At 71.8% G+C, this 14,351-nt stretch carries 16 protein-coding genes; 9 read left to right on the top strand and 7 right to left on the bottom strand.

Annotated features, from left to right (window positions below; translation table 11 throughout):
* Positions 1 to 18: 18 nt before the first annotated feature.
* Together ACFC0D_RS07025 and ACFC0D_RS07020 are read right to left on the bottom strand one after the other, a co-directional pair.
* Positions 19 to 2,994 (bottom strand): HAMP domain-containing protein, encoded by a 2,976-nt coding sequence (locus ACFC0D_RS07025; RefSeq protein WP_376431899.1) that lies wholly within the window; start codon positions 2,992 to 2,994, stop codon positions 19 to 21.
* 101 nt (positions 2,995 to 3,095) lie between these two features.
* Positions 3,096 to 3,563 carry an ATP-binding protein gene (locus ACFC0D_RS07020; protein ID WP_376431897.1) on the bottom strand — a complete coding sequence of 156 codons (468 nt, stop codon included), beginning with the start codon at positions 3,561 to 3,563 and terminating at the stop codon, positions 3,096 to 3,098.
* Positions 3,564 to 3,695: 132 nt separating this feature from the next.
* Between ACFC0D_RS07020 and ACFC0D_RS07015 the strand changes: the two genes are divergently transcribed.
* Entirely contained in the window at positions 3,696 to 4,598 is a 903-nt protein-coding gene (locus tag ACFC0D_RS07015; protein ID WP_376431895.1) for a SigB/SigF/SigG family RNA polymerase sigma factor, read from the top strand.
* A 37-nt stretch (positions 4,599 to 4,635) separates the two neighbouring features.
* On the opposite strand, the gene ACFC0D_RS07010 is transcribed toward ACFC0D_RS07015, so the two are convergent.
* The 3 genes from ACFC0D_RS07010 to ACFC0D_RS07000 form a co-directional block, all read right to left on the bottom strand.
* Positions 4,636 to 5,091, bottom strand: coding sequence for an ATP-binding protein (locus ACFC0D_RS07010; protein ID WP_376431893.1), 456 nt, complete (start codon positions 5,089 to 5,091; stop codon positions 4,636 to 4,638).
* A 22-nt stretch (positions 5,092 to 5,113) separates the two neighbouring features.
* Positions 5,114 to 5,473 (bottom strand): STAS domain-containing protein, encoded by a 360-nt coding sequence (locus tag ACFC0D_RS07005; RefSeq protein WP_376431891.1) that lies wholly within the window; start codon positions 5,471 to 5,473, stop codon positions 5,114 to 5,116.
* A 145-nt stretch (positions 5,474 to 5,618) separates the two neighbouring features.
* Positions 5,619 to 5,861 (bottom strand): DUF5133 domain-containing protein, encoded by a 243-nt coding sequence (locus ACFC0D_RS07000; protein ID WP_376431889.1) that lies wholly within the window; start codon positions 5,859 to 5,861, stop codon positions 5,619 to 5,621.
* 138 nt (positions 5,862 to 5,999) lie between these two features.
* Here ACFC0D_RS07000 and ACFC0D_RS06995 point away from each other — a divergent pair, with 138 nt between their 5' ends.
* Both ACFC0D_RS06995 and ACFC0D_RS06990 read left to right on the top strand, forming a co-directional pair.
* On the top strand, positions 6,000 to 7,037 hold the full coding sequence (locus ACFC0D_RS06995; protein ID WP_376431887.1) for an NAD-dependent epimerase/dehydratase family protein: 1,038 nt from the start codon (positions 6,000 to 6,002) through the stop codon (positions 7,035 to 7,037).
* A 180-nt stretch (positions 7,038 to 7,217) separates the two neighbouring features.
* Positions 7,218 to 7,676 carry a hypothetical protein gene (locus tag ACFC0D_RS06990; RefSeq protein ID WP_376431885.1) on the top strand — a complete coding sequence of 153 codons (459 nt, stop codon included), beginning with the start codon at positions 7,218 to 7,220 and terminating at the stop codon, positions 7,674 to 7,676.
* A 28-nt stretch (positions 7,677 to 7,704) separates the two neighbouring features.
* On the opposite strand, the gene ACFC0D_RS06985 is transcribed toward ACFC0D_RS06990, so the two are convergent.
* Complete coding sequence (locus ACFC0D_RS06985) at positions 7,705 to 8,553, bottom strand: glutathione S-transferase C-terminal domain-containing protein (RefSeq protein WP_376431883.1); 849 nt, start codon at positions 8,551 to 8,553, stop codon at positions 7,705 to 7,707.
* Between the two features lie 113 nt (positions 8,554 to 8,666).
* A complete protein-coding gene (locus ACFC0D_RS06980; RefSeq protein WP_376431881.1) occupies positions 8,667 to 8,825 on the bottom strand; it encodes a hypothetical protein in 159 nt (52 codons plus the stop codon).
* A gap of 138 nt (positions 8,826 to 8,963) precedes the next feature.
* On the opposite strand from ACFC0D_RS06980, the gene ACFC0D_RS06975 reads away from it, so the two are divergent.
* The 6 genes from ACFC0D_RS06975 (at position 8,964) to ACFC0D_RS06950 (ending at position 14,349) form a co-directional block, all read left to right on the top strand.
* On the top strand, positions 8,964 to 9,422 hold the full coding sequence (locus ACFC0D_RS06975; RefSeq protein ID WP_376431879.1) for an RrF2 family transcriptional regulator: 459 nt from the start codon (positions 8,964 to 8,966) through the stop codon (positions 9,420 to 9,422).
* A 181-nt stretch (positions 9,423 to 9,603) separates the two neighbouring features.
* Positions 9,604 to 10,863, top strand: coding sequence for an acyl-CoA dehydrogenase family protein (locus tag ACFC0D_RS06970; protein WP_376431877.1), 1,260 nt, complete (start codon positions 9,604 to 9,606; stop codon positions 10,861 to 10,863).
* 229 nt (positions 10,864 to 11,092) lie between these two features.
* Entirely contained in the window at positions 11,093 to 11,557 is a 465-nt protein-coding gene (locus tag ACFC0D_RS06965) for a hypothetical protein (protein ID WP_376431875.1), read from the top strand.
* Positions 11,558 to 11,725: 168 nt separating this feature from the next.
* Positions 11,726 to 12,136: a hypothetical protein gene (locus ACFC0D_RS06960; RefSeq protein ID WP_376431873.1), complete on the top strand. Its 411-nt coding sequence runs from the start codon at positions 11,726 to 11,728 to the stop codon at positions 12,134 to 12,136.
* Positions 12,137 to 12,474: 338 nt separating this feature from the next.
* Entirely contained in the window at positions 12,475 to 13,356 is an 882-nt protein-coding gene (locus ACFC0D_RS06955; protein ID WP_376431871.1) for a universal stress protein, read from the top strand.
* Between the two features lie 126 nt (positions 13,357 to 13,482).
* Positions 13,483 to 14,349, top strand: coding sequence for a CAP domain-containing protein (locus ACFC0D_RS06950; protein ID WP_376431869.1), 867 nt, complete (start codon positions 13,483 to 13,485; stop codon positions 14,347 to 14,349).
* The last annotated feature ends 2 nt before the right edge of the window (positions 14,350 to 14,351 follow it).

Below are 14,351 nucleotides of genomic sequence, written 5' to 3'. Positions count from 1 at the left end.
ACGCGGCGCGCGACGGCTTCACGTGGCCAGCCACCGCCGGACCTTGGCCATGAGCTCTTCGGCGTCGACGGGCTTGGCCACGTAGTCGCTGGCCCCGGCCGCCAGGGCGCGGGCCCGGTCACCGGGCATGGCCTTGGCGGTGACGGCGATGACGGGCAGGTGGGCGCGGCCGGGCAGCTTCCGGATGGCGTCGGTGGTGGCGTACCCGTCCATGCCGGCCATCATGACGTCCATCAGGACGAGTTCGACCTCGGGGTGGGACGCCAGCAGGTCGAGGCCGGCGCGGCCGCTGTCGGCCTGGAGCACCCGGACGCCGTGGCCCACCAGTACTTCCGTGAGCGCGTAGACGTTGCGCACGTCGTCGTCGACCACGAGGACGGTGTGGCCCGCCGCCCACGGGTCCTGACCGCCGGGGGCGTGGGCAGTGCCGGTCCCCGCGGCCTCGTCCGTGCCGGCGTCGGCGGCCACCTCATCGGCCCCGGCCGGTGCGCCCGGCGAAGCCGTGCGAGGGGCGGGCAGGTAGAAGGTGAAGCGGCTGCCCTGGCCGGGCGTCGAGCGGACGTCGATGGCACCGCCGAGGAGGCCGGCGACCTCACGGCTGATGGAGAGCCCGAGCCCGGTGCCTCCGTAGCGGCGGGCCGTGGTTCCGTCGCCCTGCTGGAAGGCGCCGAAGATGCCTTCGAGGCGTTCGGCGGGGATTCCTACCCCGCTGTCGGTGACATGGAAGGCCAGCACCGGTCCGCTCGCGCGCATCGTGGCCGGCGGTTCGTCCCCTCCGGCGTACTCGATCGTCAGGTCCACCCCGCCCTCGTCGGTGAACTTCAGCGCGTTGGACAGCAGGTTGCGCAGGATCTGCCGCAGCCGGGACTCGTCGGTGGTGAGTTCCTCGGGCACGTCCGAGGAGACCGTGACCGAGAAGCTCAGCCCGCGCTCGTCCGCCACCGGTCCGAAGGTGGCCTCCAGATACTCCAGGAGCTGGTGGAGCGGGAACCGTTCGGGGCGGATGTCCATCTTCCCCGCCTCGACCTTGGACAGGTCGAGGATGTCGTTGATCAGCTGGAGCAGGTCGGAGCCCGCGGAGTGGATGACCTCGGCGTAGTCGACCTGCTTCTCCGACAGATTCCCCTGCGGGTTCTGGGCGAGCAACCGGGCCAGGATCAGCAGGCTGTTGAGCGGGGTGCGCAGCTCATGGCTCATGTTGGCCAGGAACTCGGACTTGTACATGGACGTGCGGGACAGCTGCTGGGCGCGCGCCTCCAGCTCCTGGCGGGCCTGTTCGATGACGAGGTTCTTGGACTCGATGTCCTTGTTGCGTTCGGCGAGCAGCGCCGCCTTCTCCTTCAGCTCGGCGTTGGAGCGCTGCAGTTCCTGCTGCCGCTCCTGCAACTCCTGGGAGCTGGAACGCAGCTCATCGGTGAGCCGCTGGGACTGGGCGAGGAGTTCGTCGGTACGGAGGTTGGCGACGAGCGAGCTCACGACGGCTCCCGCGGTGTCCACGAAACGATCCAGGAAGTCGCGGTGGATGGCGGTGAAGGGCTGGAGCGAGGCGAGTTCGACGGCTCCGAGGACCTGGTCCTCGACGACGATCGGCAGGATGATCAGCATGGCCGGTTCACCGGAGCCCGCCGCGGAGGAGACCGTGGCGTATCCGACCGGCAGCCGCTCCACGACGACCGTGCGCCGGTCCTGGGCCGCCTGGCCGACGAGGGACTGGCCGAGCCGGAAGCGGCGGGGCGGCGTGGCGGGTTCCTCGGGTGCTCCGTACGACGCGGTCACGACGAGTTCGGTGCCGCGCGCGTCGTGGCGGGCGAGGAAGAAGGCGCCGTACTGCGCGGAGACCAGCGGCGGCACCTCGGTCATGATGAGTTCGGCGATGTCGGTCAGGGTGCGCGTGCCCTGCATGAGTGCGGCGATCCGGGCGATGTTCGTCTTGAGCCAGTCCTGCTCCTCGTTGGCGCGGGTGGTGGCCCGCAGTGACTCGACCATCGCGTTGATGTTGTCCCGCAGCTCGCCGACCTCGCCGGGGGCGTCGACCGTGATGGAGCGCGTGAGGTCGCCCTCGGCGACGGCGCCGGTGACCTCGGCGATGGCTCGGACCTGCCGGGTCAGGTTTCCGGCGAGTTCGTTGACGTTCTCGGTGAGCCGCTTCCACGTGCCGGAGACGCCTTCGACCTCGGCCTGGCCGCCGAGTTTGCCCTCCGTACCCACCTCGCGGGCCACTCGCGTGACCTCGGCGGCGAAGGAGGACAGCTGGTCGACCATGGTGTTGATGGTGGTCTTGAGCTCCAGGATCTCGCCGCGCGCGGACACGTCGATGCGGCTCGTCAGATCGCCCTGCGCGACGGACGTGGTCACCTGGGCGATGTTGCGCACCTGGTTGGTGAGGTTGTCGGCCATGGAGTTGACGTTGTCCGTGAGGTCCTTCCAGGTGCCGGAGACGCCGAGCACCGTGGCCTGGCCGCCGAGCTTGCCCTCCGTACCGACCTCGCGGGCGACCCTGGTGACCTCCTCGGCGAAGGAGGACAGCCGGTCGACCATCGTGTTGATGGTCTCCTTCAGCTCCAGGATCTCGCCGCGCGCGTCGACCCGGATCTTCCGCGTGAGGTCGCCGAGGGCGACGGCGGTCGCGACCTGGGCGATGGATCTGACCTGGGACGTCAGGTTGTCGGCCATGGTGTTCACACCGGAGGTCAGCTCGCGCCACACTCCGCTCACCCGTGGTTCGCGCGCCCGGCCACCGAGGAGGCCCTGCCCGCCGACCTCGCTGGCGACACGGGTGACCTCGGAGGTGACCAGGGACAACTGGTCGACCATGTCGTTGTAGACGGCCGCGATCTCACCGAGGATGCCTCCGGCGGAGTCCGGGAGACGGACGGAGAGATCACCGTCCCGTACGGCGGTGAGCCCGGCCAGGAGCTTTCCCAGCCCGTCCCCGCCCAGGTGTTCCGGCGGCACGCCGGGCTCGGACGCGGGCGGTCGGGGGGAACTCTCCATCGCGGACCTCGCGCGGCACGGAGACGACAGGGACGCGGATCGGGTCCCGCCGCGGCTCCGGGGTGGTGCGCCCGCGACGGCCCCCGCCCCGCTCCTCCACTCTAGGCACGGCGAGGGCGGGCGGCAGCGTCTGTGGGGGCGGCTGCCGGCGCGTCTTCCACGACGGGGACCGACGTCAGCTCCACCTCGAACCAGACCGCCTTGCCCTCACCGCGCCGGAGCGAGCCCCACGCCGAGGAGAGGCGTTCCAGCAGATACAGCCCGTGCCCCGAGGCACGGCTCGCGATGTGCGGGCCGTGGGGCCGCGGACGTACGGGGCTCGTGTCGCTGACCTGGACCCACAGCCGCCCGTCGGTGCGGTCGAGGCGGAGTTCGTACGGAGTGCCACCGTGGGTGTACGCGTTGGTGACGACCTCCGAGACGAGCAGCAGGACGTCCTCCACTAGGACCTCCTGCGCGCCTCCCACCGGGCCGAACCAGTCGAGCAACGCCCGCCGGGTGAGGTCGCGGCACTCGCCCACCACACCGGGGCCGTCGGGCAAGGCGTACCGGAGTGCCGTTGTCGTCATGGGACACGACTGCCCGGACAGACGGTGTCAAACCACTATCAAAGGGAATGGTTCTCTACAGGACGCTCGAACGACGGACCCCCGCCGCCCTCACGGCGGCGAAGGCCCACGCCACCCGTCGAGGGAGCCTTTATGTCCACCCGTAGCAAGCCCCTCAGCAAGCCGTCGTCCACAGAGCCCGCCGCCGTGCGCCGCCGTGCGCTGGACGGTCTGCCCGAGATCGACCGGCCCACCGAGGTGAGCACGACGGACGCCCAGACCCTGTCCACGGCGCTCTTCACCCGCCTGGGCAGCCTGGAGGAAGGGACTCCCGAGCACGCGTACGTACGGAACACGCTGGTGGAGCTGAATCTCAGCCTCGTGAAGTTCGCGGCCCGCCGTTTCCGGAACCGGGCCGAACCGACGGAGGACATCGTCCAGGTCGGCACGATCGGCCTGATCAAGGCGATCGACCGGTTCGAGGTCGGCCGTAACGTGGAGTTCTCGGCGTTCGCGCTGCCCACGATCGTCGGTGAGATGAAGCGTTTCTTCCGGGACACCAGCTGGTCCGTCCAGGTACCGCGGCGGCTCCAGGAGCTGCGCATCGAGCTGGCGAAGGCCGTCGACACCCTGGAGCAGCAACTCGGCCGGCGGCCGAGCAGAGCCGAGCTGGCCGACCATCTGCACCTCGACGAGGACAAGGTGGCGGAGGGCGAACAGGCGTCGAACGGCTATGTCGCCAGCTCGCTCGACACCCCGACCGGTGACGACGAGTCGGCCCTCACGGCGGGCGCACGGCGCCTCGGCGAGGAGGAGCACGCGTTCGAGCTCATCGACTCGCTGGAGTCGCTGAAACCACTCATCGCCGGGCTGGACGCGCGGGACCGCACGATCCTCGCGCTGCGCTTCGGCGACGAGCTGACCCAGGCGGAGATCGGCGAGCGGCTCGGCCTCTCGCAGATGCACATCTCCAGGCTGCTGGCCCGGATCCTGGACGAGCTCAGGACGGGCTTGGTGGAGGACCACGACAGCGTTCGACGGGCGTCGACGGAGTAGCGGGGCGACGGTAGGCCGCGGGGCGCCGCGGGCGGTGTCACGGTCTGCCGTCCCCGCGCCACGGCGGTCGGGACGGGCGGCCGACCTCCAGCCAGACGACCTTGCCGCGCTCGCGCGGCTCCGACCCCCAGTCCCCCGCGAGCCGGTCCAGGACCATCAGCCCGTGACCGCCCGGCAGCGACGGCGCTCGGGGCTGTCGCCGCCGGGGGTGCTCCGGGTTCGCGTCGGAGACCTCGACCCGCAGGCGGTCCCGGCGGTGGCGGAGAACCAGTTCCTCGGGGCCTCCCGCGTGGAGGCAGGCGTTGGTGACCACCTCCGAGACCAGAAGCAGCACGTCGTCCACCCGCTCCCGGGCCTCGTCGTCCTCGGCCGGAAGCCAGCCCCAGTCGGTGAGGGCGTCCGCGGTGAAGTCGCGGCAGCGCATCACCACGCCCTTGGTCCCGAACAGCACGAGCCTTCGGACCTGATCTTCCTCCACCGTTTCCTTGCCCACCGCTCCCTCCGCGATCACCCGCCTAGCCGTCCGCCCGCCGATCCGTGAGCGCCTCGGCCACGTTCTCGTACACGCGGAAAACGGTCCGCGCTCCCGTGATCTCGAACATCCGGGCCACCGGCGGGCGCAGCCCGGCCAGCTCCAGGCGGCCGCCGGCCTCCAGCGCGTGGAGACGGGCCCGCAGCAGTACGTTCAGGCCGGTCGAGTCGCAGAACCGCAGCCCCTCGCAGTCGACCAGGATCCGCACCGCTCCGTTTCGCCCCTCGAGCTCCCCGCGCAGCACGTCCGCGGTGTCGTGGTCGAGCTCCCCCGTGAGGGCAAGCACCACGACTCCGGGCTGCGGCCCGGGCTCCGCCGTGACGGTGAACCGCTCCGACGCCATCGGGTCACCCGCCTCCCTCGCTTCCGTACAGGGGCATCTACCCCACTCATGCCCCGGAACTCTCCTTTTGCCCCACGCGCCCGCCCACGGGATCACCCGATCGCCGACCCCTGCCACCCGCTCGCTCACTCGCTCACTCGCTCACTCACGAGCCGGGCATCCCCTCGAGCGCCTGCCGGGACGCGGGGCTCGCCTTCGCCACGTACCGCTCGGCGGCGAAGACGGCCTCACGCGCCGTACGCTCCCCCATCAGCACACACAGCGTGTAGGCCGTGTCCTCGAAGCGCCTGCGGACCGACAGGTCGCCCGGCCTGGCCAGGACCGCGCGTTCCTGCGCCCGGTAGTGCCGCAGCAGCCGGTCGATCGTGTTTCTGTCGGGCAGCAACATCATGTCCTCCTGGCACACCCCCTTCGCTCCGTTGCTCCATATTCGGGTCACTCCTTCACCCGCGCGACCCAACCGAACACGATCCGTCATGGTGCGGTCCGGGGTGCGCGCGGGCCGGTGATGACGGAAGGTCGAAGTATGAAGGCGAGTGAGGGACTGAGGGTGGTCGTCACGGGCGCCACGGGCAATGTCGGGACGAGCCTGGTCCGGGCCCTGGAACGAGAGCCGCGGATCGCCTCCGTCCTCGGACTCGCCCGCCGCAGACCCTCGTTGACCCTGTCGAAGACCGAGTGGGCCGAGGTGGACCTGTCGCTGGAGGGCGACGAACCGCGGCTCGCGCAGTACATCGCGGACGCCGATGCGGTCGTCCATCTGGCCTGGCGCTTCCAGCCGACCCACGACGTGGCCGAGACATGGCGGGCGAACGTCCTCGGCACGCTGCGAGTCCTCGACGCGGTGGCGGCGGCGCGGGTGCCCGTCCTGGTGCACGCCTCGTCGATCGGGGCCTACTCCCCCGGTCCCGGAAACGGTGCCGCCGTCTCGGAGTCCTGGCCCACACACGGCTGGCCAGGCGCCGCCTACACCCGCGAGAAGGCGTATCTGGAACGGGTCCTGGACACCTTCGAGCGCGACCATCCGACGACGCGGGTGGTACGGATGCGGCCCTGCTTCCTCTTCAAGGAGGAGTCGGCCAGCGAGCAGCGCCGGATCTTCGCGGGCCGCTTCTTCCCGGGCGGACTGATGCGCCCCGAGCTGCTGCCACTCCTACCCGAGCTGAAAGGGTTGCGGTTCCAGGCGCTGCACACCGACGACGCGGCCGATGCCTACTGCCGGGCGCTCGTACGTGACGTCCGGGGTGCGTTCAACCTGGCGGGGGATCCGGCGATCGACACCGCGGCCCTCGCCTCGCTCCTGGACGCCCGCGCGATCAAGGTGCCGAACGGCGCGGTACGCGGCGTGCTCTCGGCGGCCTGGAAACTGCGGGTGGCCGGCGCGTCCCCGGACCTCTTCGACGCCGTGCTGCGCCTGCCGCTGCTCGCCACCGAGCGCGCACGCCGGGAGCTCGACTGGGCGCCGTCCATGACCCCCGTCGAGGCCTTCGGCACCTTTCTGCGGGGCGTACGCGCGGGTAGCGGGGACGCGACGGCTCCGCTCGCCGGGCGCCGCGTCGGCTGACGGGCCCGTACCGGACGGCGGGCCCGTACCGGCCGCCCGTACCGGCCGCCCGGCCCGTACCGGCCGGCAGGCGCTCCCGGACGCGCAGCCCGCCGCATGGGCGGGAGCGATTCGGGTAGCCGCGTTTGCGTCGCACCCCGGCCTCGTCCGCGAGGCCCTGTCCTGAGAGACGAGCACACCATGGTTTCCCTCGCCGACCCGGCCGCGGCCGTTCCGATCCAGGAAGGCCGTGGCGTACGGCTGCTCGGACTGGCGCTCCGGTTCACCGGCCCGGGCGACATCTCCCTGCCGGTGCCTCCTTCGGGGGCGGCACCGGAGCCGTTCACGGTGAAGGAGGGCGCGGAATTCCGCGCCGTGGTGCGCTTCCGCGTCGAGGGTCCGTCGGTGACCGGCCTGAGGGTGGTCGACCAGCGGAGCAAGGACGGCGCCGAGCTGGGCGGGGTCGATGTGGTGCTCGGGAACTTCCGGCACGGCGGGCCGTACGATCTGGAGCTCCCGCCGGAGCGTGTCCCGAGCGGACCGCGGGCGCGCGGGGTCTACGACGTGTCCGCCTCGCTGGTCGACGGGGACGGCCGGGTGCTCGACCGGCGCGACTACCGCTTCGAGGTCAAGAAGGACTGGGAACCGCCCTTCGTCTGACGGTTCCGGTGCCGTCCCCTGCGTCGCCTCAGACGCGGTACGCCTGCCAGTCCACGATGCTCATGGCGGCGCCCGCCGCCTCCTGGCCCCGGCAGTGGGCGCGATGACGGCTCACGATGCCGTCGAGGTCGAGGTGGCGCCCGAACGCGGGCTGTGCGGCGAGGCGTTGGGCGTAGGCCCACAGTGCGGGATGGTCGGCGACACGCTCCATCGCTCCGGCGTCCAGGTGCCAGCGGTGCACGGTGTCCAGCTGGAGGAGCGTCACCCAGACGTGCACATCGGCGGCGGTGATCTCGTCGCCGAGCACGTACGACTGTCGCTCCACCCTCCGTTCCAGCCGACCCAGGGCGGCGAGGAGCACGGTGAGCGGATCGCGATGCGCGGCCAGGTCGTCGAGGCCCAGCTCGCCGGCGCGCTGCGCGGCACGGTTGACGCTTCGCTCGCACAGGTCGCCGATCGCCTCGACCTCGGACTCGCGGCACGCAGGCAGCAGTTCGGGGCCGGTGCCGCGGAAGCGCAGGGCGAGGTCGCGCAGGATGTCGGGGACATGGGTGCTCACGATCCGGCCGGTCCAGCCGTCGCTGAGCACGGGGGCGACGGCGGGCCCGGCGTACAGATGGGCACTGGCCTCGTACAGCGGGCGCAACGTGGCGTAACCGCCGCCGGGTGTGTCGGGGGTGGCGGGCAGCAGGGTGAGGGGAAGCGTGTCCTGGAGTCCGAGCAGGCTGTGGGTGACGGCGACGCGCAGACAACTGGGGCAGGAAAGCGCCAGATGAAGCCGGTAGCGGTGCGGAACGGCGTAGTGGCCGCTGCGTACGTCGCAGCCGATCCGGCCACGGAAGACGGGCGGTGCGACGACGGACGGGATGACGGACATGCTTCTCCCTGAGGGTGCTCGGTGCTGGGTCACGGCAGCGCGCCATCGACACGCGCTCGGAGGCAGCAGAGATACGGGAAGGAGGAGAGGACGCCGCGAAGGCGGCAGCGGACTCAGAGCGCGGTGGGGACGGCGGTGCCGGTGCGCCCGAGGGGCACACGACTCGCCGCGCTGCACACACGCAGGAGGTCGATGTGGCGTCGCGAGGTCAGGGGCAGGGAGCGGGGCAGCCGGACGGTGCGAGCCGCGTCCGTTCCCGCCGTGAGCTCCATGGTTCCCTACCCGTTCGCTCGGATTCCCGTCCCCGAGTGTCGGGGCGGTCACGGCCCGCGTCAAGGGTGCGGACCGCCCTGGGACCCGCGCCCGCGAGCGTACGAATCCGGTCACCGGGGTGCGGAATAATGCGGGCCATGCGCATCTCAGCCAGGGCCGACTACGCGGTGCGTGCCGCACTTCAGCTCGCCGCCGCCCAGGACACGGGGCCGTTGAAGGCCGAGGCGATCGCGGAGGTCCAGGACATCCCCCACAAGTTCCTCGAGGGGATTCTCGGCGACATGCGCCGGGGCGGCCTGGTGTTGAGTCAGCGGGGCGGGAACGGCGGGTACTGGCTGGCCAGGCCGGCCGACTCGATCTCCGTCGCGGACGTGATCCGATGCGTGGACGGCCCCCTGGTGTCGGTGCGCGGGGTGCGCCCTCCGGAGCTCTCGTACACGGGCCCGGCCGAGTCGCTGCTCACGCTGTGGATCGCGCTGCGGGCGAATGTGCGCCAGGTACTGGACGGGGTGTCGCTGGCGGACGTGGCCGCGGCGAAACTGCCCGCCGGGATCTCCGAGCTGGCTGACGACCCGGAGGCATGGACCAACCCCTGACCGGCACCCGACCCCCGCCTCGCCCCCGTCACCGCCACCGCCACCGCCTCGACGACACCCCACCGGTCTCGCTGTGCGAGACCTCGTTGTCCACCATACGAACGCCCCTTGGGACCTCCGCCACCCCTCTGTCAATATCCCTACTATTCCAGTGGGAATACTAGGGATCATGTGAGGTGACGTGAGAACGCCGAAGAAGTCAGCGATACGGCCCACCTCCGGACCGGTCGACCGCCCGGCCGACGACGAGATCTGGCCCCGTGTCACCCGGGAACTCGCCGACGACCTCGCGGTCGACGCGCCGGCCAGGGACCGGGCCGGCAAGGCCCCGTTCGACGAGGTTGCCCGACTCAGGGAGGCCGGACTGCCCGCGCTGCTCACCCCACCCGGGCCGAGCGGCCGCGGCGCCGACTGGCAGTCCGCCTGCGCGGTCGTCCGCGAGATCTCGGCGGCGGACAGCTCGATCGGCGAACTCCTCGCCCACCACTACGCGTTGTCCTGGACCGCCCGCTTCCTCTCGGGTGGCGCCACGGCCTCGAGCGCCCCGGAGACCCTGGAGAACCGCACGGCACAGGAGCGGTGGCTGCTCGCCGGCGCCATCGAACCGTCCCGTACGACCGGCCGGCCCGGACCGACCCTCACACCGGTCGACGGCGGTCACGTCCTCGAAGGGCGCCGGTCGTTCACCTCCGGCGTCGTCGTCGCCGACCGGCTGATCGTGGGGGCGCGGTGTACGGGGACGGGCGAGACCCTGGTCGCACTGGTGGATCCCGCGGATCCCGCGGTGTTCACCGAGGCCGCGACCGACCGAATGGGCCAGCGTCTCGCCGGCGCGGGGACCGTGACCTTCGATCAGGTCCTGCTGAGCCCTCGGGACATCCTGGGCTCGCTCTCCGGCGACGAGCACGCCGTGGCCCCCTTCACCACGCTGGCCCCGCTCGCCCGGCGACTTCTCCTGGTCCACGTGGGCCTCGGAATCGCCGAGGGAGCGCTCGCGGAGGCCCGGGACATCAGCCGCGCCACCCAGGCCGCCCCGCCGCCGACCGACGAGTACCCGGTGAGCGGCGGGGACGACCCGTACCTCCTGCTGACGTACGGGGAGTTGGCCACGGCCGCGCACACCGCCGCGGCGGTCGTCGAGCGGGCGACGGACGCCCTGGCGCGCGGACTGCGGGCGGAACGGTCGCTCGGCGTCGAGGAACGGGCCGACATCGCCGTACTGGTCGCCGCGGCCGAGGCGGTGACCAGCCGATCCGCGGTCCAGATCACCACACGGATCCTCGAACTCGTCGCCGACACCGCGGGCGGCGGACCGGACTTCGACCGCTTCTGGCGCAACGCCCGTGCTCTCACTGCAAGTTCGTCCCCGGCACACCGCCTCCGCGACATCGGCGACCACTACCTGAACGGCACCCATCCGCGACTGACACTGCGAGCATGAACCCCCACCGGGACCGTGAGGCGCCCTCTCCGGCGGCGAAGTCGGCGCCGCGGCGCCTCCCACCGACCGGAGTCGGCCACCGTCCCGGTGACCGGGATCACAGACACTTCCTGATCTGGCTCTCGACAAGATCAACTCGCGTATCGAGAATCGAACTCCAATGCCCAGCGGAGACCGTTGAGTTGACCATCTCGGATCCCGGGCGCCGATCAGGGAGACAAACCTACCTATGCGCACCCACAAGCTTGCCCGCCTGCTCACCAGCGCCGCCGTCGTCCTCGGCGTCGGTGTCGTCGCGCCGGTCGTCACCGCGCCCGTCGCGTCGGCCGGCGGCTATGGCTGCACCGGTGGCCTGGTGGACAGCTACGGCATCAACGCCGACCACGGTGTGCACGCCGGCAAGAAGATCGCGGACGTCTACACCTACTGGGACGGCTCTCAGAACTGTCAGGTCGTCGTGAAGCGCGGACCGCTCGCCGGCATCTCCACGCGCATGGACCTGACGACGTATGCCATGACAACGAGCCGGACCATCAAGGACTGGGACGAGGACCCCGGCTACTTCAGCAGCTACGCCGGGCCGAACTGGGTGAACGGCGCCGGGCTGTGCGTCGCCGAGGAGGTCAACATGTGGGACCAGAACGGGACTCTGGCCTACCAGGGCGGTTCGTACCGACTGCACAACTGCGGCTGACCGTCCCCCACGGCCCACCGCGTAGGACGGAGGCCGCCCCGTGCATCACGCACCGGGCGGCCTCCGTCGCGTCGGCCGACCACCCCGCGCCGGTGGTCGCCCTGCTACTCAGGGGTGGTGAGTACGTGCGCTCTGCCCCTGGGTCCGGGCGGCCGGGACGCTTGGGTCATGCCTCGGAGACCACTGAAACTCGCCACCACCCTGTTGCCGCTGGTTCTCGTGCCGGTTGCGGCATGGGCCGCCTGGCTGGGCTGGGACCAGCATCGCGACGTACACCCTGACGGGTCGGTCACCGGCCCGTACGAGGCATGGCAGGTGATCGGGCTGGTGCTGACCCTGGTGGCGCCGGTGTACTGGGCCGCGTCCCGGCACCGGATCCCCGGCGCCGTACTCGGCACGACGGCCGGACTGACCGCCGCCGCCTTCTACGACTGGTCGGACGACTCCAGCGGCCTCTTCGTGATCGGCGTCGGCATGGTCATGGTGGGAAGCCTCGTCGGCACCTACGCTCTCTCCGCCCTGGCCGCCGCCGTGACACGGCGCGGACGCCGCGACGACCCGGCACCGACCGGCGCCTGACGCGGTCGGCCGTCGAAGCGGCGGCGCGGCAGGCGGCGCCTTCGACGACGTGGCGAAGCCGACCGTGCACATCGTCGACCGGAATCCCGACAAGAGCGGCGCGGTCATCGACCGAGCGGAACTTCCTCCCGTCCGCCTTCCGACACGTCACCCTGACGACGGCTCAGCGCCGGTCGAGGTGCCGCGCCCACGGCATGAGCGGAGGCGGCGGGACCAGAACCGACGTACCGTCATGGCGGGACCTCGGCCCTCTCGTCGAGTGGTCGGCGGTCCCACGCTGGACGGGAGAGGGACCGGTCGACGGGCCGGGCCCGCCCACGGAGGGACGGAGTCACCCGATGAGTCGAGAGATCGTCGCAGGAGTGGACGGTTCGCCGGAGAGTCTCGCGGCGGCCGACTGGGCCGCCCGCGAGGCGCGACGCCGGCGCCTGCCCCTGCGTCTGGTCCACGCCTGGCGGTGGGAGCCCCTGGACATCCCGCTCGAGCAGGACCGGCCGAGCCAGGAACGGACGGCCGACGACGTCCTGCGGAAGGCCGAGTCGACGATCGCCGAGCGGCACCCCGGTCTCACCCTCACCGCCGAGGTGCTGCACGACACCCCGGTCGCCGCGCTGCTGAGCGCCGAGGAGGAGGCCGAGATGCTCGTCATCGGCTCGCGCGGGTACGGGGCGGTGGCCGGATTCCTGCTCGGCTCCTACGGTCAGCAGATCATCGCGGACGCCCGTCGGCCGGTGGTGTCGGTACGTTCCCGGGACGGCGAGGGCAGCGGTGACCCGGAAGGCGGGGTGATCGTCGTCGGTCAGCAGGGCTCGGCGGAGGACAGCGCTCCGGCGCTGCGCTTCGCGTTCGGGACGGCGGCGGCCCGGGGCGCGTCCGTCCGCGCGGTACGAGCCTGGAACCTGCCGCCGCTGTACGCGTACAGCCCCACGTCGACGGCGCTGTCGCTCACCGACGAGGCCGGCGGCCTGGTCCCGTACGAGGAGAAGGCGCTGCGCGAGGCGCTGGCGCCCTGGCGGGAGCGGTTCCCCGAGGTGCGGGTGACCGAACACGTGGAGATCGGCAGCGCCGGACAGGTACTGCTCGGCTCCTCTGGCGACGCCCGGCTCCTGGTGGTCGGCCGGCGGGCGCGGCGCCGGGCGATCGGGACCCGGATCGGTTCGGTCGCCCATGCGGCGCTGCACCTGGCGCCGTGCCCGGTGGCGGTCGTACCGCAGGAGTGAGCGGCGGCACACCTCATTGACGAGGCGTGTCGACAGGTGGGGGGCAGGAAAGGGTTATGTCCTCAGCCCCGGCGGCTCTCCCTTGCGCCGGACGGTCCGGTGGACTCGGAGAAGAGAGCGGAGCGCATGCAGCACCACGACGAGCACAGCCCCGACGACCGGCGGACCAACGGCGGCGGCAGGCACCGCAGAGGACGGCGTGCGGGACGGCGCGCGCGCCTCGTGCCGTCCTTCCGTACCGCCGTGACCGTCGCGGGCACGGCGACCGCCGTCCTCACCGTGGCGGCGGGAGCGTACGTCGCGTCCCTGGGCTCGCAGGAGGGTGCGGGCACCCGTCCGGACGCGGTCGCCCTGTCGCGGGTGGCGCCCCTGGCCGAGGGGTCCGTGCCGTCGGCCGTCCCGTCGGCCACACCCTCGGAACGGACGGCGCCGGCCGTACGGTCCGCTCCTTCGATCGCTCCGTCCCCGCCTCCGTCCGGGCCGGCGCCGGCCTCCGCGCCGAGCCCGTCGCCGACCTCCGTGCCGGCGCCCGCCCGCCCCACGCCGGCACGGCAGAAGGCCGCGGTACCCGGCCCGCTCCAAGCTGTGGCGCCCGTCGTCGGGAAGGTGGAGCAGTACGTCGAGCAAGTCGTGCTGCTCGCCAACGCCGAGCGGGAGAAGGCGGGTTGTTCCCCGCTCCGCTCCCACAGCAAGCTGCGGAGTGCGGCGCAGGCGCACGCGGACGACATGGCGGAGCGGAACTACTACGAGCACACCAGCCCCGAGGGACGGGACGCGGGCGACCGGATCACAGCCGCCGGGTACGCGTGGTCCGGCTGGGCCGAGAACATCCACCGCGGCCCGAAGAGCCCCGCGGCGGCGATGGAGGACTGGATGAACAGCGACGGGCACCGCCGCAACATCCTCAACTGCTCGTTCAAGGACATCGGGGTCGGGGTGAAGCTGACCGCCAACGGGCCCTGGTGGGTACAGAACTTCGGCACCGCCCGCTGACC

Origin of the sequence: Streptomyces sp. NPDC056222 (assembly GCF_042264065.1) — a bacterium.
GTDB lineage: Bacteria > Actinomycetota > Actinomycetes > Streptomycetales > Streptomycetaceae > Streptomyces.
The sequence above is the reverse complement of the archived record's forward strand: the minus strand, read 5'-3'. Positions and strand labels throughout refer to the sequence as shown.

Bases quoted from the DNA above. Each gene is read 5' to 3' on its own strand.
- ACFC0D_RS06965 (WP_376431875.1), top strand. From the start codon at position 11,093: ATGCGCACCCACAAGCTTGCCCGCCTGCTCACCAGCGCCGCCGTCGTC.
- ACFC0D_RS06950 (WP_376431869.1), top strand. From the start codon at position 13,483: ATGCAGCACCACGACGAGCACAGCCCCGACGACCGGCGGACCAACGGC.
- ACFC0D_RS06975 (WP_376431879.1), top strand. From the start codon at position 8,964: ATGCGCATCTCAGCCAGGGCCGACTACGCGGTGCGTGCCGCACTTCAG.
- ACFC0D_RS07020 (WP_376431897.1), bottom strand. From the start codon at position 3,563: ATGACGACAACGGCACTCCGGTACGCCTTGCCCGACGGCCCCGGTGTG.
- ACFC0D_RS07025 (WP_376431899.1), bottom strand. From the start codon at position 2,994: ATGGAGAGTTCCCCCCGACCGCCCGCGTCCGAGCCCGGCGTGCCGCCG.
- ACFC0D_RS06990 (WP_376431885.1), top strand. From the start codon at position 7,218: ATGGTTTCCCTCGCCGACCCGGCCGCGGCCGTTCCGATCCAGGAAGGC.
- ACFC0D_RS06985 (WP_376431883.1), bottom strand. From the start codon at position 8,553: ATGTCCGTCATCCCGTCCGTCGTCGCACCGCCCGTCTTCCGTGGCCGG.
- ACFC0D_RS06955 (WP_376431871.1), top strand. From the start codon at position 12,475: ATGAGTCGAGAGATCGTCGCAGGAGTGGACGGTTCGCCGGAGAGTCTC.
- ACFC0D_RS07000 (WP_376431889.1), bottom strand. From the start codon at position 5,861: ATGTTGCTGCCCGACAGAAACACGATCGACCGGCTGCTGCGGCACTAC.
- ACFC0D_RS06980 (WP_376431881.1), bottom strand. From the start codon at position 8,825: ATGGAGCTCACGGCGGGAACGGACGCGGCTCGCACCGTCCGGCTGCCC.
- ACFC0D_RS06995 (WP_376431887.1), top strand. From the start codon at position 6,000: ATGAAGGCGAGTGAGGGACTGAGGGTGGTCGTCACGGGCGCCACGGGC.
- ACFC0D_RS07005 (WP_376431891.1), bottom strand. From the start codon at position 5,473: ATGGCGTCGGAGCGGTTCACCGTCACGGCGGAGCCCGGGCCGCAGCCC.
- ACFC0D_RS07015 (WP_376431895.1), top strand. From the start codon at position 3,696: ATGTCCACCCGTAGCAAGCCCCTCAGCAAGCCGTCGTCCACAGAGCCC.
- ACFC0D_RS06960 (WP_376431873.1), top strand. From the start codon at position 11,726: ATGCCTCGGAGACCACTGAAACTCGCCACCACCCTGTTGCCGCTGGTT.